Annotated in this window: 19 protein-coding genes and 1 pseudogene; 16 read left to right on the top strand and 4 right to left on the bottom strand. The window is 46.1% G+C overall.

What is annotated here, in order from left to right:
• Positions 1-169: 169 nt before the first annotated feature.
• Positions 170-1,372, top strand: coding sequence for an FprA family A-type flavoprotein (locus FYJ57_RS09215; RefSeq protein WP_154432432.1), 1,203 nt, complete (start codon positions 170-172; stop codon positions 1,370-1,372).
• A 149-nt stretch (positions 1,373-1,521) separates the two neighbouring features.
• Complete coding sequence (locus tag FYJ57_RS09220) at positions 1,522-3,972, top strand: glycoside hydrolase family 31 protein (protein WP_154432433.1); 2,451 nt, start codon at positions 1,522-1,524, stop codon at positions 3,970-3,972.
• 97 nt (positions 3,973-4,069) lie between these two features.
• Here the strand turns inward: FYJ57_RS09220 and moaC are convergent, their stop codons facing one another.
• The 3 genes from moaC to sigG all read right to left on the bottom strand — a co-directional run bounded on the left by moaC (position 4,070) and on the right by sigG (position 6,245).
• Positions 4,070-4,546 carry a cyclic pyranopterin monophosphate synthase MoaC gene (gene moaC, locus FYJ57_RS09225; RefSeq protein ID WP_117524934.1) on the bottom strand — a complete coding sequence of 159 codons (477 nt, stop codon included), beginning with the start codon at positions 4,544-4,546 and terminating at the stop codon, positions 4,070-4,072.
• A 37-nt stretch (positions 4,547-4,583) separates the two neighbouring features.
• Positions 4,584-5,339, bottom strand: a complete 756-nt coding sequence (yqeC, locus tag FYJ57_RS09230; RefSeq protein WP_154432434.1) for a selenium cofactor biosynthesis protein YqeC — start codon at positions 5,337-5,339, stop codon at positions 4,584-4,586.
• 129 nt (positions 5,340-5,468) lie between these two features.
• On the bottom strand, positions 5,469-6,245 hold the full coding sequence (sigG, locus tag FYJ57_RS09235) for an RNA polymerase sporulation sigma factor SigG (RefSeq protein WP_154432435.1): 777 nt from the start codon (positions 6,243-6,245) through the stop codon (positions 5,469-5,471).
• Positions 6,246-6,439: 194 nt separating this feature from the next.
• Between sigG and FYJ57_RS09240 the strand changes: the two genes are divergently transcribed.
• The 3 genes from FYJ57_RS09240 to selD all read left to right on the top strand — a co-directional run bounded on the left by FYJ57_RS09240 (position 6,440) and on the right by selD (position 8,497).
• Complete coding sequence (locus FYJ57_RS09240; protein ID WP_154432436.1) at positions 6,440-6,862, top strand: SseB family protein; 423 nt, start codon at positions 6,440-6,442, stop codon at positions 6,860-6,862.
• A gap of 85 nt (positions 6,863-6,947) precedes the next feature.
• A complete protein-coding gene (gene mog, locus FYJ57_RS09245) occupies positions 6,948-7,451 on the top strand; it encodes a molybdopterin adenylyltransferase (RefSeq protein WP_118315883.1) in 504 nt (167 codons plus the stop codon).
• A gap of 8 nt (positions 7,452-7,459) precedes the next feature.
• Positions 7,460-8,497 (top strand): selenide, water dikinase SelD, encoded by a 1,038-nt coding sequence (selD, locus tag FYJ57_RS09250; RefSeq protein ID WP_154432437.1) that lies wholly within the window; start codon positions 7,460-7,462, stop codon positions 8,495-8,497.
• An 85-nt stretch (positions 8,498-8,582) separates the two neighbouring features.
• On the opposite strand, the gene FYJ57_RS16535 is transcribed toward selD, so the two are convergent.
• Entirely contained in the window at positions 8,583-8,696 is a 114-nt protein-coding gene (locus tag FYJ57_RS16535) for a DUF6783 domain-containing protein (RefSeq protein WP_408636466.1), read from the bottom strand.
• Here FYJ57_RS16535 and FYJ57_RS16540 point away from each other — a divergent pair.
• The 11 genes and pseudogenes from FYJ57_RS16540 to modA form a co-directional block, all read left to right on the top strand.
• Positions 8,652-8,894: pseudogene (locus tag FYJ57_RS16540) on the top strand (DUF6783 domain-containing protein); the annotation flags it as partial. The gene FYJ57_RS16535 and the pseudogene FYJ57_RS16540 sit on opposite strands and share 45 nt — an antisense overlap.
• Before the next feature lie 45 nt (positions 8,895-8,939).
• Positions 8,940-9,560, top strand: a complete 621-nt coding sequence (gene yedF / locus FYJ57_RS09255) for a sulfurtransferase-like selenium metabolism protein YedF (RefSeq protein WP_154432438.1) — start codon at positions 8,940-8,942, stop codon at positions 9,558-9,560.
• Positions 9,557-10,693 carry an aminotransferase class V-fold PLP-dependent enzyme gene (locus FYJ57_RS09260; RefSeq protein ID WP_154432439.1) on the top strand — a complete coding sequence of 379 codons (1,137 nt, stop codon included), beginning with the start codon at positions 9,557-9,559 and terminating at the stop codon, positions 10,691-10,693. The genes yedF and FYJ57_RS09260 overlap by 4 nt, the downstream gene beginning before the upstream one ends.
• The gene (locus FYJ57_RS09265; RefSeq protein ID WP_117524942.1) at positions 10,690-10,926 is read left to right on the top strand and encodes a putative Se/S carrier protein; all 237 of its coding nucleotides are present in this window, start codon (positions 10,690-10,692) and stop codon (positions 10,924-10,926) included. The genes FYJ57_RS09260 and FYJ57_RS09265 overlap by 4 nt, the downstream gene beginning before the upstream one ends.
• A 118-nt stretch (positions 10,927-11,044) precedes the next feature.
• Positions 11,045-11,389 (top strand): winged helix-turn-helix domain-containing protein, encoded by a 345-nt coding sequence (locus tag FYJ57_RS09270; protein ID WP_154432440.1) that lies wholly within the window; start codon positions 11,045-11,047, stop codon positions 11,387-11,389.
• 199 nt (positions 11,390-11,588) lie between these two features.
• Positions 11,589-12,398 carry a selenium-dependent molybdenum cofactor biosynthesis protein YqeB gene (gene yqeB / locus FYJ57_RS09275; RefSeq protein ID WP_154432441.1) on the top strand — a complete coding sequence of 270 codons (810 nt, stop codon included), beginning with the start codon at positions 11,589-11,591 and terminating at the stop codon, positions 12,396-12,398.
• Between the two features lie 16 nt (positions 12,399-12,414).
• Positions 12,415-13,440, top strand: a complete 1,026-nt coding sequence (locus FYJ57_RS09280) for a molybdopterin-binding protein (protein ID WP_154432442.1) — start codon at positions 12,415-12,417, stop codon at positions 13,438-13,440.
• Positions 13,441-13,447: 7 nt separating this feature from the next.
• Positions 13,448-14,419 carry a GTP 3',8-cyclase MoaA gene (gene moaA, locus FYJ57_RS09285; protein ID WP_154432443.1) on the top strand — a complete coding sequence of 324 codons (972 nt, stop codon included), beginning with the start codon at positions 13,448-13,450 and terminating at the stop codon, positions 14,417-14,419.
• Positions 14,420-14,445: 26 nt separating this feature from the next.
• On the top strand, positions 14,446-14,877 hold the full coding sequence (locus FYJ57_RS09290; protein ID WP_154432444.1) for an MOSC domain-containing protein: 432 nt from the start codon (positions 14,446-14,448) through the stop codon (positions 14,875-14,877).
• Between the two features lie 66 nt (positions 14,878-14,943).
• A complete protein-coding gene (locus FYJ57_RS09295) occupies positions 14,944-15,930 on the top strand; it encodes an XdhC family protein (RefSeq protein ID WP_106492376.1) in 987 nt (328 codons plus the stop codon).
• A gap of 7 nt (positions 15,931-15,937) precedes the next feature.
• Entirely contained in the window at positions 15,938-16,876 is a 939-nt protein-coding gene (gene modA / locus FYJ57_RS09300; RefSeq protein WP_154432445.1) for a molybdate ABC transporter substrate-binding protein, read from the top strand.
• Positions 16,877-16,956 lie beyond the last annotated feature (80 nt).

A 16,956-nucleotide genomic window follows, 5' to 3' on the forward strand; every position in this document is an offset into this window, starting at 1 on the left:
TGATGGCATTTTGGCTTGTATGTCTCGGGATTTTGACATATTCATGTCAAAACACCTCGCGGGACAGTGGCTATTGAATAGTTACAGTTAAACTATGTTTATTGCTTGAAAGAAATGTCTGAAAACAGTATAATATAGAAAAACAAAAGCGAAAGTGAGGAGTTGCACCATGCATTGTGTGAAAAAAGTAACAGATGATTTATACTGGATCGGCGGTAGTGACCGCAGACTGGCTTTATTTGAAAATGTATACCCGATTTCAAGAGGAGTTTCTTATAACTCTTATGTCCTGCTGGACGAAAAAACGGTTCTGTTAGATACCGTGGACGCATCCATCAGCGGATTGTTTTTTGAAAATCTGGAATATGTACTGAACGGAAGGACACTGGATTACCTGATCGTCAACCATATGGAACCGGATCACTGCGCGGTCATCGGAGATGTGGTGAGAAGATATCCGGATGTAAAACTGGTATGTAATGCGAAAACAGTTCCTATGTTAAAACAGTTCTTTAATTTCCCGGTGGAAGACCGTACTGTGATTGTAAAAGAAATGGACACCCTGTGTACCGGAAAACATACCTTTGCCTTCGTGATGGCACCGATGGTGCACTGGCCGGAAGCTATGGTTTCCTATGATACTGTCGATAAGATCCTGTTTTCCGCAGATGGATTCGGAACGTTCGGAGCAATCAATGGAAACCTGTTTGCGGATGAAGTGAATTTTGAAAGAGACTGGCTGGATGATGCCAGAAGATATTTTATTAATATCGTAGGAAAATATGGCGTTCAGGTACAGAATCTTCTGAAAAAAGCAGCTACCCTGGAGATTAAAATGATCTGTCCTCTCCACGGACCGGTCTGGAGAGAGAATCTCGGATGGTTTATTGAAAAATACGATACCTGGAGCAGCTACAAACCGGAGGATCAGGCAGTTATGATCGCTTATGCATCCATCTATGGCAATACGGAAAATGCCGCTGAGATCCTGGCATCAAAACTGGCAGATAAAGGTGTAAAGAATATCGCCATGTACGATGTATCTGTGACAGATCCTTCGGTGATCGTATCTGAATCTTTCCGCTGCAGCCATCTGGTATTTGCCGCACCGAGCTATAACGGCGGTATCTTTACCAAGATGGAGACTGTACTGTCTGAATTGAAAGCACACAGTTTGCAGAACCGTACTGTAGCCATCATGGAAAACGGGACCTGGGCACCGGTTGCCGGAAGACAGATGCGGGAAATCTTTGCCGGTATGAAAAATATTGAACTCTTAGAGGAAAGTGTAACGATCCGTTCTGCGGTAAAAGAAGCACAGGAAGCATCTCTGGAAGCACTGGCTGAAAAAATCGCTTCTTCCTTACAATAAAAGGCAGGACAAAAAAGTCAAAATAATATACTTTTTTGTCAGTTTAATAGAGGAATTCTCCAAATTTTTATAGTATATTTATTTTAAACTATAATTATTCAGTATTCTCACAGTTACAAAATAAAAAATTAAAGGAGGTTTTTACAAACATGGGAATGGAAGAGTATAAGCTGGAAGCACATCCGGTAAGCAAAAAAGAAGCGATTATTCAGGGAGACTGTTATCGAATCACGATGCTGACATCTGCACTGGTACGTCTGGAATACAACAGCGAAGGTGTATTCGAGGACCGTGCAACACAGTCCGTACTGAACCGTGATTTCCCGGTACCGGAATTCAAGGTCGTTGAGGATGAAGAAGAGCTGGTTATTTATACAGATTCTCTGGAGATTCATTACAACAGAAAACCATTTGCAGCAAACGGTCTGTCTATCAAAGTCGTAGGCGGCGGTAGCGGCTGGGGAAGAAACTGGAATTACGGAGATGAACCGAGTGATCTTCTTGGAACAGCCCGTACACTGGACGGATGCGACGGTGCTATGAAACTGAGTGATGATGCTTATTTGAAGGGTGACACACCGATGAACGAAAAATACAGCGGTAAAGTTAAAATGGAGCATGGTATCATCTCAAGAAAAGGCTTTGCTGTTGTGGATGACAGTCATTCGATGGCACTGACAGAAGACGGATGGGTAAGTCCGAGACAGGGAGATGGCGAGGATCTGTATTTCTTCGGATATGGACATCGTTATCTGGAAAGTCTGAAAGATTTCTATTATCTGTGTGGAAAACAGCCGCTGCTGCCAAGATATGCATTTGGTAACTGGTGGAGCCGTTATCATCGTTACACAGAGGAGGAATATAAAGAACTGGTAGAACGTTTTGAAGACGAAAAACTGCCGTTCTCTGTAGCTGTTGTTGATATGGACTGGCATATTGTTGATGATGTAGATCCGAAATACGGAAGCGGCTGGACAGGATATACCTGGAACAAAAACTTCTTCCCCGATCCAAAAGGATTTATGTCCTGGCTGCATGAGCACAATATGAAGATTACACTGAATGTGCATCCGGCTGACGGAATCCGTGCATATGAGGAACTGTATCCGCGCGTGGCAGAAAAGATGGGAATCGATCCTGAAAGTGAGATTGCAGTACAGTTTGATCCTGCAGATCCACATTTCATGGAAGTGTACCTGAAAGATCTGCATCATCCGCTGGAAGAAGAAGGCGTGGATTTCTGGTGGCTTGACTGGCAGCAGGGAACTGTTACCAAAGTGCCGGGACTGGATCCGCTGTGGATGCTGAACCATTATCATTATCTGGACAGCAGCTGGAAGGGTAATCGTCCGCTGACTTTCTCCAGATATGCAGGTGTGGGAAGTCACAGATATCCGGTAGGATTCTCAGGTGACAGTGTAATCTCATGGGAAAGCTTACAGTTCCAGCCATATTTTACCAATACAGCAAGCAACGTTGGATATGGATGGTGGAGCCATGATATCGGTGGCCATATGATGGGTATCCGTGACGATGAACTGATGGCAAGATGGGTAGAATACGGAGTATTCTCTCCGATTAACCGTCTGCACAGCACCGATAATCCGTTCAACGGAAAAGAACCATGGAAATTTGACAAGATCACACAGGGTGTTATGGAAGATTACCTGCGTCTGCGTCATGGAATGGTTCCATATCTGTACACCATGAACCACAGAGCAAATTACGATGATCTGCCGCTGATCCAGCCAATGTATTATCTGGAGCCGGATCGTGAAGAAGCTTATCAGGTACCGAATGAATATTACTTTGGTTCTGAACTGCTGGTATCCCCGATCACAGAGAAACAGGATCCGGAAGTTCGTGCAGCGAAAGTAACAACCTGGCTGCCGGAAGGAATGTGGGTTGATTTCTTCACGGGTATGGTATACCAGGGTGGCCGTATGATCGATCTGTGGAGAGGTGTAGAAGATATGCCTGTTCTGATGAAAGCAGGAGCTATCGTTCCGATGAAAGATATGGCTGATTATGACAGCAGCACCGATAACCCGAAAGCTATGGAAGTTCGTGTATTCCCGGCAGAAGACGGAACCTTCACTCTGTGGGAAGACCAGGGAGATACACCTGTAGATAAAGAAGAAAACTGGGTAGCTACACAGCTGACATTTACCGGCGGAGAAGAAGATACTTTCACCATCGGCAAAGCACTGGGCAATGTATCTGTGATTCCGGAAAGCAGAAGCTGGAAGGTAGTATTCATGGGTGTGGAAAAAGCATGCTGCAAAGTAACTGCAGACGGCGAAGAAGTAGCTGTAAAAGTTTCCTATAATAAAGCAATTGCAGCACTGACCGTAGAAGTACCGGAAACAGCAGTAGGAAAAGAAATCGTGATCACATTTGCAGACGGTATATCTCTTGCAGAAAACGATCTGGCCGGACGCTGCTATGCAATGCTTGATAAAGCTCAGATTCCTTACAATCTGAAGTCTGCTATTCAGGCGGTTGTGGAAAAGATGGGCAAAGACGGCATCGGAACACTGGCAACCATGAATCTGAGCCCGGCACTGATGGGTGCAGTTCTGGAACTGCTGACAGCATAAGAGTGTGTGACAGATAAATTACATAGGTAAATACAAAAGCCCCTGTCCGGACAATACTATAAAGATTGTCCGGACAGGGGCTTTTTTGAAATATAGATTACTCTTTTTTGTAGTGACCGGATTTTCCGCCCAGTTTTTCCAAAAGCTGAATCCCGGAGATTACCATGCTGCGATCCATCGCCTTACACATATCGTAGATTGTCAGAAGAGCCACACTGACACCGGTCATGGCTTCCATCTCAACACCGGTTTTCCCTACACAGGAAGTCCGGCAGATTGCCGTTATTTGATGATTGGCAACATCCAGCGAAAATTGCACTTCACAGTCTGTCAGAGCAATGATATGGCACAGAGGAATCAATTCGGCGTTTTTTTTAGCAGCCATAATTCCCGCAATTCTTGCAACGCCAAGAACATCACCTTTTTTTGCAGTATGATGGGTGATTGCGTCAAAGACCTCTTTGTTAACGGTAATGGTTCCCTGAGCTATAGCTACCCGGTAAGTATCTGCTTTTTCATGGACGTCTACCATTATGGCATTTCCTTCATGATCAAAATGTGTAAATCCATTCATTGTATGTTTATCCTTTCTCATATGTGGTTTCCGTATGTCACGGATGTAATTTTGTTAAAATTATATGGTTTATAGTAGGATCTAATCCGCAGAGAATGTCACTGATTTGTTCACCGGCATTCTTTCGGTCTTCGTTGTCACACTGATTTAATACGACAACATATTCGCTGTTGTTTGTAGCTTTCCGTAGTCCCTGCCTGGAAGCAAAAATTGTTGCCATATGTTGGCAGGTCAGAGGATGTGATTCTTTTGCAGACAGAAGTTTGGTTGCTTGGTCCAGTCGGAAACAGCAGTCTTTTAAAGGAAGATCTAGCGCAGAAAGTCCAAGAACGGCAACAACTACGTCTGTCTGAGGGAGTATGACCGGTTCATGGGAATCCGGTACCTTGCAGGGCAGGCGTTTGGAACCGTCTGCTTCAATCAGAATCAGATCCGCAAGTTCTGCCGCACGCTGTAACCAGTGAGGATCCGGACTTTGAAGTTTCTGTGGCTGCACAGAATCCACAGTACCAATCACCGCCCAATTGTCTGTCTGCCAGATATGTTCCAGTTCCTGTTCGGTTTGAGCCAGTTTTAGGGAAGAGGGACGGAAAATATGGGTGGTTGTAGTTACCAGAACCTTTTTTTGGTGGAGCGCACCCCAGTCAGCGATACAGGCAATCAGAGAACTTTTTCCTCCAGCGCCTACAAAAGAAACACAGCATTTTTCTTTCATGAGAAATGGAAAAGCAGTCTGAAGAGGACTTTCTTTACTTTTTTTCAGTTCTTTATAATATTTATAAAATTTGCACATAAAATTCTGTTTGATTTGTGATACCGTGTGGTCTGGTGTCAGGCACTATAAATTTTTGATTTTCGGTATCTTTCCTTTCTCCTGCCTAGTTTATCAAATTATCAGAAAAAAGGAAAGCAAGGTTTTAATCTAACGCAGATAATTTCGCATCACTCGAAGAGCGTTTTTTTCAAGCCGGCTGACTTGTGCCTGAGAGATGCCGATTTCCTGTGCAACTTCCATCTGTGTTTTACCTTCGTAAAATCGTAGATTTACGATATGCCGTTCCCGTGTGTTTAACCGGTTCATTGCATCTTGCAGTGCAAGATTTTCCACCCAGTTTTCCTCCTTATTTTTCTTATCACTGACCTGATCCATTACATAGAGGGTGTCACCACCTTCGGTATATACTGGTTCGTATAAACTCATCGGACTCTGGATTGCATCAAGCGCATAGACAATTTCTTCTTTTCCCATTCCGATTTCGGAGGCAATCTCCATAATCGTCGGTTCACGGAGATTGTTTTTCAGATAATTTTCCCTGGCGTAGATAGCCTTGTAAGCAGTGTCGCGCAGGGAACGACTGACTCGGATGGTACTGTTGTCACGCAGATATCTTCGGATTTCCCCGATGATCATCGGTACAGCGTAAGTGGAAAATTTCACCTGCAAGGTTGTATCAAAATTATCAATTGCTTTCATGAGTCCGATGCATCCGATCTGAAAAAGATCGTCAGCGTTTTCGTTGCTTCCGGAAAAACGTTTGATCACACTGAGTACCAGACGAAGATTTCCCTTGATATACAGTTCTCTTGCCTCTTTGTCCCCTTTTTTTATCTTTTCAAAGAGCAATTCTTTTTCCTCATTGGTCAGTATCGGAAGCCTGGATGTATTTACGCCGCAGATTTCTACCTTGTTCAATGCCATAATAAGAATCCTCCTAATTGTATTTGTTTTTACAACTAAAATGATTCTCAGCTGGCAAAGCCTCTATTCATTTCCGACAAAAATAAAAAAAGTTTTACTCCTTGACAGATCATCACTTTTCTTTCTTTTCGAAGAGAATCTATCTGTGTTATACTGTCTGTAAGATAAGAATTTGAGAAAGACGAGGCAAATTTATGACAGATCACAGAAATATATCGACCGATGAAGAGTTAAAGGATAATGAACGAATGGAACAGGCAATTCTTTCCCTGCAGCAGAATCCGACACAGGAAATGCTGGCACATGCTCTGACTGTTGTACGCAGACGGATGCAGGCTCACGGACAGCTTATCGTGGCCGTGGAGCCGTCGGTGGGAAATCAGCAGATGCGCCTGCAGGCTATTCAGACCGATGATGGAAAAAAATGGTGGGCTGCTTTTACCAGTTTCGATGAGGAATTAAAGGGCGGTGGAAGTGTGATGTCCACGTTCCTTACAGATATGGAAAAATTATTTGTATCGGCACTTTCAGTGGATGAGATTGAGGGCGTGATAATCAATCCGTGGAATCGGACATTGATGTTGGATAAAAATCTGATTCGGATTATCCGGGGATAGGATACAGGAAAAATTGCTTCCAAGAGATGCCGATAAAAAAGTATTATGATTGTGCGAATGTGATAGAGAAAGCAGGAAAATAAGGATGGAAAAACGAAAATATAAAGTTGGAATTGTTACATTAAGTGATAAAGGATCCCGCGGAGAGCGGGAGGATCTGAGTGGTCCGAAGATTCAGGAATTGCTTCCGGACGATCGGTATGAAGTGGTATCTTATCGGATACTTCCAGACGATCAGCCAGCGATCGAGAAAGAACTTTGCAGACTGGCAGATGAGGAGCATTGTGCGTTGGTTCTGACAACCGGTGGTACAGGATTTTCCGTGCGGGATGTGACGCCGGAAGCTACGCTCGCTGTAGCTGACCGGGTAGCACCGGGGATTGCAGAGGCGATTCGGGCATACAGCCTGACGATCACACCGAGAGCAATGTTAAGCCGCGCAGCCAGTGCGATCCGCAAACAGACCCTGATCGTCAATCTTCCGGGAAGCCCGAAGGCAGTAGAGGAGAGTCTTACTTACATACTGAGTTCACTGGGACACGGGCTGGATATTCTTTTGGGAGAAGATGGGGAATGTGCACGGAAGTAGGAGAAAAAATGAGCGAAAAAGAAATTGTATTCTGCAAAAGCGGTGGATGTACAGCAAAACTGGGAGCCGGAGTGCTGGAACACATCCTGGAACGGCTTCCGAAGGGAAAAAAAGATGAAAATTTGCTGGTAGGATATGACAGCAAGGATGATGCAGCAGTATATCGCCTGAATGAGCACCAGGCAGTGGTACAGACATTGGATTTTTTTCCACCGATGGTAGAGGATCCGTATATATTTGGAAAAATAGCGGCGACGAATGCCCTGAGCGACATCTATGCCATGGGAGGAGAAGTAAAGACAGCACTGAATATTGTTTGTTTTCCGGAATTCATGGATCTGAATATCCTCGGAAAGATCTTACAGGGGGGAGCTGAAAAAGTACAGGAAGCTGGAGGAAGCCTTGCAGGCGGTCATTCGATCGCAGACAGTGATGTCAAATACGGTCTGTCCGTGACCGGTGTGGTAGATCCGGAAAAAATATGGGAAAACAACGGCGCAAAACCGGGTGATTGCCTGATTCTGACTAAACGACTGGGCGTAGGCATCCTCTGCGCCGCGAACCGTGTCAACCAGGCACCAAAAGGAGCGATGGAGCAGGTGATTGCTTCCATGACAACACTGAACCGCAAAGCGTCCGAGATCGGACGAAAATACCCGGTACACGCCTGCACCGATGTCACCGGATTTGGATTCCTTGGGCATCTGCACGAAATGATGGACGGCAGACATTCCTGCAAAATCTACGCAGACCGGCTCCCGGTATTTGACGGAGCGGAATCATGCGCAGAAGAATTCCTCCTGACCGCAGCAGGACAGAAAAACAGGAATCATCTGGAGCAGTATGTGCGGTTTGAGAATGTGTCGTTCGGGATGGAAGAAGTATTGTACGATCCGCAAACTTCTGGCGGACTGCTGTTTGCAGTGCCGGGAGAGGTGGCGGAAGAACTGCGCGGAGAACTGTGGGAGGCCGGACTTCCGGCGGAGATTGTCGGGGAAGTGATGGAGAGACAGGAAGTGGAGATTCGGGTGGCAGGGCGCAAATAGAGACTTGAATGATCCGGCATACAAAACGTATCTGTCATTCTTTTTTCGCCCAGAAAGAACTGAGTACCTGGAGCGTGTTGAAAAATCATTTCCGCAATCTGCAAGCCCTCTTTGCGGTATATTTTACCCTCATTCGGTTGCCGTAGCCCGTTACGCCGCCCTCATTCGGATAAAATCTCCCACAAACTGGGACTCGCAGCTCACGAAAAGCCTTTTTCAGACACGCTCTAATTCACACATCAGAGTTTCTATGTTTGATGATAGAATAGAAATCTTGCTGTTCATTTTACTACGAACAGCTTATTGGACAGCATTTAATTTGCCGGACGTGGAGTTCATAGTCATTGGAAGATCATTGACAAGGATACCCGTCCGTTATAAATTAATAGATAGCTAATAGTATCTATCATCAATATGAAAAAATACATAGGAGGAACCGAAAATGAAAAAAACAGTAAATGCACTCGGAGATATCTGCCCGATCCCGTTAGTGAAAGCAAAGGAAGCCATCAAAGAACTGCAGGGTGCCGGAACGGTGGAGGTGCTGGTAGATAATGAGATTGCTGTGCAGAACCTGACCAAGATGGCAAACCAGAAAGGTTATGGCTGTAGTTCACGGAAAGTGAAAGAACAGGAATACCAGGTGACGCTGACGGTTGGCGAGGTAGAAGCAACGCAGGAGACATCAGTGGAAGAAGCAGATTATGTAGTATGTGCACCGGCGAAGAAGAATCGGCTGGTGGTGATTTCTTCGAAAACGATGGGTGAGGGAAATGACGAACTGGGTGCTACGTTGTTGAAGGGATTTATTTACGCGCTGACACAGCAGGACGAGTTGCCGGGTCAGATGCTCTTTTATAATGGGGGAGCATTCCTGACCTGTGAAGGTTCTCAGTCTCTGGAAGATCTGAAAATGCTGGAAGAACAGGGCGTGGAGATTCGTACCTGTGGTACCTGTCTGAACTTTTATGGAATATCCGATAAATTACAGGTGGGAGAAGTTACCAATATGTACGATATCGCAGAGCGGATGACAAAAGCCGACCGGATCATCAAGCCATGATATATCTGGATAACGCGGCAACATCGCTGCAAAAGCCGAAAGAGGTGGAAGAAGCTGTGATTCGTGCCTTTCATACCATGGGGAATCCCGGACGGGGCGCACATGAGGCCACGTTGCAGGCGGGACGGTGTGTCTATCAGGTAAGAGAGCAGCTGGCAGAACTTTTTCATGCAGAAAAAGGAGAGCGGATCGCATTTACCTCGAACGCTACAGAGGCACTGAACACTGCGATTTTTGGACTGTTCCATAAGGGGGATCATGTGATCACCACAGTCTGCGAACATAATTCGGTTCTTCGGCCTCTTTACCGGTTGCAGGAGGAAGGTGTGGAAGTCAGTTTTCTTTCCGCAGATGAAAATGGTGTGTTGGAGTATGAAAAACTTCCGGAGCTTGTCAGGGAGAATACAAAAGGTATCGTAATTACACATGCTTCCAATCTGACCGGAAATATTACCGACCTGGAAAGAATCCGGGAAGTAACAGAGAGCAGAGATTTGCTTTTGGTGGTAGACGGGTCGCAGACGGCGGGAATTTTACCGGTGGATGTACAGAAACAGGGAATAGATATCTTTTGCTTTACCGGGCATAAGGGACTTTTGGGACCCCAGGGAACCGGTGGACTTTATGTGCGTCCGGGAGTGGAGATTTGTCCGTTGAAGGTAGGCGGAAGCGGTATCCACAGCTTTGACCGGGAACATCCGAAAGCGATGCCGGAGCATCTGGAAGCCGGAACTATGAATGTCCATGGAATCGCCGGACTTGGTGGTGCGCTGGATTATCTGAAGAAAAAAGGAACAAAGGAGATTTTGCAGCGGGAGCGGCAATTATTAAGACGGCTGGAAGAACAGATCAGGGAGATTCCCGGGATTCGTCTTTATGGTGATCCGGACGGAAACCGGCGTGTGGGAATTCTTTCTTTTAATATAGGAGAAGAAGATTCTGCGTATGTTGCGGACTGGCTGTATGAGGAACATGGAATTGCTGTCCGGGCGGGGGCGCATTGCGCTCCGTTGATGCACCAGACGCTGGGAACAAAAGAACAGGGGGCTGTGAGAATCTCTGTGTCACACTGGAATACGGAGAAAGAAGTGGATCGAACGGCAGAGGCTTTGTGGGAGTTGTCAGAAATATGAGAATGAAAAAGAAAACATGGATTTTGACTTTCGAGAGTACGACGCAGGCGATGGCAGCAGAAAAATATGCCATGGAACAGAACCTGCCGGGACGTCTGATACCGATTCCAAGGGAAATTACAGCAGGTTGTGGCCTTTCCTGGAAGGCAGTGCCGGAGGCAAGAGACGAGATTCTTACGGCACTGGAGAAAGCGGGCTGTCACTGGGAAGGGGAGTATATACTGGAATTGTAGAAAAACCTGAACGGCAGCTGTTTGGTTCCTTCACCTTGCAGGACAGTGACTGCTGAACAGCTGGTATAAATTTAATAATTCAGGAAAATACAGGAATGTATGGTGGACAAGGAGAAAAATGGAAGAAAATAAGCTGCATTATCATATGAAGGTGCGGGTGTTTCGAAAAGAAGGAGCTTTTGGTCCGGGAGTGGCGGAGTTGATGCACCATGTGGAAGAGACAGGGTCGCTCTCCGAGGCCTGTCGGTGCATGGGGATGGCGTATTCCAAGGGATGGCGTATTATGAAGCACGCGGAAGAAGATCTGGGGTTTTCTCTGATGGAAGGAAGCCGGGGCGGAAGCAGAGGCGGCAGGACCATGCTTACCGAGAAAGGAAAGGATTTCCTGCATCGATATGAAATGTTTATGGCGGAACTGAATCGGAGCGCCGGAGAATCTTTTATGAGATGGTTTGAAGTATAGACAGAGAAAGCATGCGCCGGAATATATATGGGATACTATGCGAAACGTGTTACCGGGAACGAAGTGCCCAGTAACTCATATGGGAAAAAGAGAGTCAAAAAAAGCGTACAGAATTGACAAATAAATATAAGTATTGTAAAGTTATATGTATGCAAGCGTTATTCTCGAATGAGAATAACGAAAGAGAAAGGAATTACGAATGAAAAAGAGTGATCTGATCATTGTCCGAGGAGCGGGGGATCTGGCGACCGGGACGATTCATCGACTGAAAAAAAGCGGATTTCATCTGCTGGTTCTGGAAACAGATCACCCGGCAGCGATCCGAAGACAGGTGGCACTGAGTGAAGCTGTGTACAGTGGAAGCACCTGTGTGGAGAATGTAGAGGCTGTCCGGATCGAAAGCGTGGAGCAGATGCGTCAGGTCTGGGAGGAAGGAAAAGTTCCGGTTCTGGTGGATCCGAAGGGAGAAAGTATCCGGTTACTGAAACCGAAGGTTGTGGTGGATGCGATCCTTGCAAAGAAAAATCTCGGAACAACAAAAGATATGGCACCGCTTACGATCGGACTTGGTCCTGGATTTTGTGCGGGTGAAGATGTGGATGTGGTGATCGAGACGAAACGTGGGCATAATCTTGGAAGGATTATCCGTCAGGGAAGTGCATATCCGAACACCGGGATTCCGGGAATCATCGGCGGCTACGGTGCAGAACGTGTCATTCATGCACCGGCAGCAGGAAGAATGAAAAACAGAAGTAAAATCGGAGATATCGTGGAAGCCGGGCAGGTTCTGGCTGTGATAGAGGGAGAAGACGGATCGACAGAAGTATCAGCAACCATTGACGGACTTCTCCGTGGTCTGATCCGCGATGATTATCCGGTGACAAAAGGATTTAAGATCGCAGATATTGATCCGAGAAAAGAAGAACTGGCAAACTGTTTTACGATTTCAGACAAAGCCCGCTGTATCGCAGGAAGCGTGCTTGAAGTGATCTGTGAAGCAGTGGAGTAGGTAGAGGAGAACACGCATGAAATTAATGAAGACTGAAGACGCGATCGGGCAGGTTCTGTGTCATGATATCACACAGATCATTCCCGGGGTGACGAAAGATGCAGTATTCCGGAAAGGTCATATCATTACCGAGGAGGATATACCGGTACTTTTGAGTGTTGGAAAAGAACATATTTATATCTGGGAAAAAGATGAGCATATGCTTCATGAAAATGAGGCGGCACAGATTCTGTATGCAATGTGCGGAAATGAGCATATGCATCCTTCAGAGGTCAAAGAAGGGAAAATTGAGGTGATCGCTGACTGTGACGGACTGTTGAAAATAGACAGGGAAAAACTGAAAAAAGTCAACGGGCTTGGAGAAATGATGATCGCAACCCGTCACGGCAATACCTGCGTCAAAGAAGGAGATAAGCTTGCAGGAACCAGGATTATTCCGCTGGTTATAGAAAAAGAGAAGATGGAGCGGGCGAAAGCAGTCTGTCAGGATGGTCCGATTCTGACATTGAAACCGCTGCACGGGAAAAAAGTGGCGATTCTGACAACGGGAAGTGAAGTATACCATGGACGAATCGAGGACAAATTTACTCCGGTACTGGTTGAAAAACTGAAAGAATATAACTGTGAAATGATCTTTCATGAAGTATATGATGATGATCATGAAGCAATCACCAAAGGCTGTCTGCAGGCAATCGAACAGGGGGCTGAGCTGGTACTTTGTACCGGCGGTATGAGTGTGGATCCGGATGACAAAACACCTCTGGCCATAAAAAACACAGGAGCGCGGATGGTTTCTTATGGTGCACCGGTACTTCCGGGAGCCATGTTCCTGTTGTCTTATTACCGGGAAAAGATCCCGATCGTAGGACTTCCCGGGTGTGTGATGTATGCAAAACGGACGATTTTTGATCTGGCACTGCCCCGTCTGCTGGCAGATGATGAGATCACAGCAGAGGAACTGGCAGCGTTGGGAGAGGGCGGTCTGTGCCTGAACTGTCCGGTCTGTACGTATCCAAACTGTGGTTTTGGAAAAGGGTGGTAACAGGAAGATGCTGGATCGGTATGGAAGAGTGATCAATTATCTGCGTATATCCGTTACGGATCGTTGCAATCTGCGATGCTGCTACTGTATGCCGGAAGGCGTTCAGGATGTAGGAATGAAAAACATCCTGACTTTTGAGGAAATCTGGGAGATCGTGAGAACAGGCGTAAGCCTTGGTATCACGCACATCCGTATTACGGGCGGGGAACCGCTGGTGCGAAAAGGCTGTGTGGATCTGATCCGTGGAATCAGGGAGATTCCCGGGGTAGAGACTATCACTATGACGACCAATGGTGTTTTGCTTGGAAATTATGGGAAACAGTTAAAAGAAGCCGGTGTGGACGGCGTGAATATCAGCCTGGACACACTGGATCCGGAAGAATTCTATAAGATTACCGGAAAACGGGAACTGCAGGAAGTCCTGGCAGGAATCCGGGCGGCAAAGACTGCCGGATTGCCGGTAAAGCTGAATGCAGTGAATAGAAAAGAACTGGATCCGATTCCACTGGTGCGTTATGCACAGGAAGAAAACCTGCCCCTTCGTTTTATTGAAATAATGCCAGTCGGATATGGCAAAAAATATGTGGGGAGAAGCAATGAAGAACTGCGGGAGACACTGGAGGCAGTCTGTGGAAAAGCAGAATGTATGACCAATCGGGAAGAACTTTCCCGGATGGGCAGTGGGCCGGCGGTGTATTATCAGTTTTCAGATCTGAAAGTTCCGGTTGGGTTTATCAGTGCCATACACGGAAAATTCTGTGATACCTGTAACCGGGTACGACTGACGGCAGAAGGGTATCTGAAACTGTGTCTGTGCTATGATGAGGGGGAGGATCTTCGCCGGGTGCTCCGCGAAGGAGAGAAGGAAAATTTGCGAACGATCATGGAGCAGACGATTTTCCGAAAACCGGCGGCACACTGCTTTGAACATCCGGCCGAGATGACAGAGACACATGAAATGGTAAAAATTGGTGGATAGAGTAGACACAATAGAAAGGAACAGTTTTGGGAGTAATTAAAGGAATCTGTATCAGTGAAAAACGTGGTACAGCGAAACATGAAATCGAAGAGGCCATTCTGGCAAAGGACTGGGGGATTCAGGGAGACGCTCATGCGGGACACTGGCACAGACAGGTCAGCATGTTATCTTATGAAAAAATCGAAGAATTTCGGAAAAAGGGTGCTGATATCGAACTTGGTGCTTTTGGAGAAAACCTGATCGTCAGCGGATATGATTTTCGCAACCTTGCGGTGGGAACCCGTTTTCAATGTGGAGAAGCCGTTCTGGAGATGACTCAGATCGGGAAAGAATGTCACAGCCACTGTGAGATTTATAAACGGATGGGTGAATGCATCATGCCCAGAGAAGGTGTATTTGCCATTGTGTTACATGGTGGTACGATCCGAAAAGGTGACCTATTGGAAAGAATAGAATAGCAGAAAAATCGTAACTGTTCAGTACCTTCACAGTTACGAAAAATCAAATAAAAGGAAACACAATCAATGAAAAAATTATATCAGTTGTTACTGGATCGATGGAATCAGAAGACAGATACGGTGCTGGTTACTATTGTAGAAGGAAATGGTTCTGTTCCGCGAACTACAGGGGCTTATATGGTAGTGGCTAAAAACGGAAGAATCTACGGAACTATCGGAGGCGGCAACCTGGAATATCAGGCAGTAAAAAAAGCCATGGAACTGGCAGGAACAGCTGCCCATTATGTGGAAAATTTTGATCTGGGAACCGGAGAAAACAGCGAACTGGGCATGGTCTGTGGAGGCAGAGTAAAAGTACTGTTTTACAGTGCCTGTGCACAGGATCCGGGCGTCGGAGAATTTTTAAAAGAAGCACTGGCGGCAGCAGATGAGGGAAAACCTTACTGGCTGGTTCTTCCATTTTCTGAAGGAACGCCCCGGATCCGAAGAGAGATCACAGAAGGAAGAGGACACTGCAGGATTCTGGAGGAAAACGGACAGAAGATTTACGCAGAAGAATTCTGTTACGATGGAAGGGTTTACATTTTTGGAGGCGGTCATCTGGCTCAGGAGCTGGTTCCGGTGCTCAGTCATCTGGGATTCTGGTGTATGGTTCTGGATGATCGGGAAGAATATACAGATCACGCTTTGTTTCCGGGAGTTCAGGAGACAAAGACCGTAGACTTTACAGCACTTTCGCAGATTCTGGAAGTAAAACCGGAAGACTATCTGGTGGTAGTCACGAGAGGGCATCGCTGTGATGCCGATGTGGAACGGTTTGCCTTGCGGACACCTGCTTCTTATATAGGTGTAGTGGGAAGTAAAAGAAAAACCCGGTACGTCAGAGAAAAATTGGCAAGCGAAGGCTTCACAGAGGAAGAACTGGATCAGGTGTATGCACCTATCGGAATCGAAATCGGAAGTGAAACACCGGCAGAGATCGCAATCAGCATCGCAGCACAGCTGATACAGGTCCGCGCAGACAAAACAGGAATGAGGAGAAAGAAAGAATGAAGAAAAAATGAAGAAAAAAAGTGTAAGTATGTTACTTGCAACAGCTATGGTAGTGTCTCTGCTTACAGGATGCGGCTCTAAGAACAACAGTGCGGCGGATACAACAAAAGAAGAGACACAGACAGAAGCAACTGCAGAAGCAGCAGCTGACGAAAGCAATGATACAACAGCAGACAATGCAGGCGAAGAAACTACTATTACAGTATTTGCTGCCAAGAGTCTGAATCAGGTAATGGAAGAACTGATTACAAATTTTCAGGAGACTCATCCAAATGTAAATGTACAGGGAAGTTATGACAGTTCAGGAACGCTGCTGACACAGATCGAAGAAGGTGCAGCCTGCGATGTGTTTTTCTCAGCAGCGGTAAAACAGATGGATCAGCTGGATGAGACAGATGGTCTGGTTGTGGACGGTACCCGTCATAATGTAGTAAATAACCAGGTGTGTCTGGTAACTTATAAAGAAAGTAACACAGAAGTAACCAGTCTGGAGGATCTGAACAAAGCCAGCAGTATCGCACTGGCGGATGGTTCGGTGCCGGTTGGAAAATACACCCGTCAGGCACTGGTAAATACAGGAATTCTGGAAAAAGCTGACGATGTATCTACTATTCCGACAGCTACTGTTTCAGAAGCGCTGGGCGGTGTGGAGATCAATGAGTGTGCCAATGTTGGTGCGGTTACTTCCGCAGTAGCAGAAGGCTCCAATGAGGTAGGAACGGTATACTATTCCGATACTTATGGACTGGAGGATCGTCTGGAGATCCTCCAGGTCATTCCGTATGATCTGACCGGTGATGTTATCTATCCGGTGGCACAGGTACAGAATCCGGAAGCAGAAGAACTGGAATCCACAACAGCCAAGGAATTTATAGATTTTCTGATCACCGATGATGCAAAGACCATTTTCCGGAAATACTACTTTGATACAGATGTAGAGAACTAATCAGACTTTTTGAAATAATATAATTAAAATACATATTTCCCGCCGTAACAGGATGTTCCGGCGGGGGGAAAGATTAGAAT

Origin of the sequence: Oliverpabstia intestinalis (assembly GCF_009696065.1) — a bacterium.
Lineage (GTDB): Bacteria > Bacillota > Clostridia > Lachnospirales > Lachnospiraceae > Oliverpabstia > Oliverpabstia intestinalis.

Excerpts from the sequence above, each read along its gene's own strand:
- FYJ57_RS09280 (WP_154432442.1), top strand. The coding sequence starts at position 12,415 with ATGAAATTAATGAAGACTGAAGACGCGATCGGGCAGGTTCTGTGTCAT.
- yedF (WP_154432438.1), top strand. The coding sequence starts at position 8,940 with ATGAAAAAAACAGTAAATGCACTCGGAGATATCTGCCCGATCCCGTTA.
- moaA (WP_154432443.1), top strand. The coding sequence starts at position 13,448 with ATGCTGGATCGGTATGGAAGAGTGATCAATTATCTGCGTATATCCGTT.
- FYJ57_RS09295 (WP_106492376.1), top strand. The coding sequence starts at position 14,944 with ATGAAAAAATTATATCAGTTGTTACTGGATCGATGGAATCAGAAGACA.
- FYJ57_RS09270 (WP_154432440.1), top strand. The coding sequence starts at position 11,045 with ATGGAAGAAAATAAGCTGCATTATCATATGAAGGTGCGGGTGTTTCGA.
- sigG (WP_154432435.1), bottom strand. The coding sequence starts at position 6,245 with ATGGCATTGAACAAGGTAGAAATCTGCGGCGTAAATACATCCAGGCTT.
- yqeC (WP_154432434.1), bottom strand. The coding sequence starts at position 5,339 with ATGTGCAAATTTTATAAATATTATAAAGAACTGAAAAAAAGTAAAGAA.
- FYJ57_RS09265 (WP_117524942.1), top strand. The coding sequence starts at position 10,690 with ATGAGAATGAAAAAGAAAACATGGATTTTGACTTTCGAGAGTACGACG.
- selD (WP_154432437.1), top strand. The coding sequence starts at position 7,460 with ATGAGCGAAAAAGAAATTGTATTCTGCAAAAGCGGTGGATGTACAGCA.
- FYJ57_RS09240 (WP_154432436.1), top strand. The coding sequence starts at position 6,440 with ATGACAGATCACAGAAATATATCGACCGATGAAGAGTTAAAGGATAAT.
- moaC (WP_117524934.1), bottom strand. The coding sequence starts at position 4,546 with ATGAATGGATTTACACATTTTGATCATGAAGGAAATGCCATAATGGTA.
- modA (WP_154432445.1), top strand. The coding sequence starts at position 15,938 with ATGAAGAAAAAAAGTGTAAGTATGTTACTTGCAACAGCTATGGTAGTG.
- FYJ57_RS09260 (WP_154432439.1), top strand. The coding sequence starts at position 9,557 with ATGATATATCTGGATAACGCGGCAACATCGCTGCAAAAGCCGAAAGAG.
- FYJ57_RS09215 (WP_154432432.1), top strand. The coding sequence starts at position 170 with ATGCATTGTGTGAAAAAAGTAACAGATGATTTATACTGGATCGGCGGT.
- FYJ57_RS09220 (WP_154432433.1), top strand. The coding sequence starts at position 1,522 with ATGGGAATGGAAGAGTATAAGCTGGAAGCACATCCGGTAAGCAAAAAA.
- mog (WP_118315883.1), top strand. The coding sequence starts at position 6,948 with ATGGAAAAACGAAAATATAAAGTTGGAATTGTTACATTAAGTGATAAA.
- yqeB (WP_154432441.1), top strand. The coding sequence starts at position 11,589 with ATGAAAAAGAGTGATCTGATCATTGTCCGAGGAGCGGGGGATCTGGCG.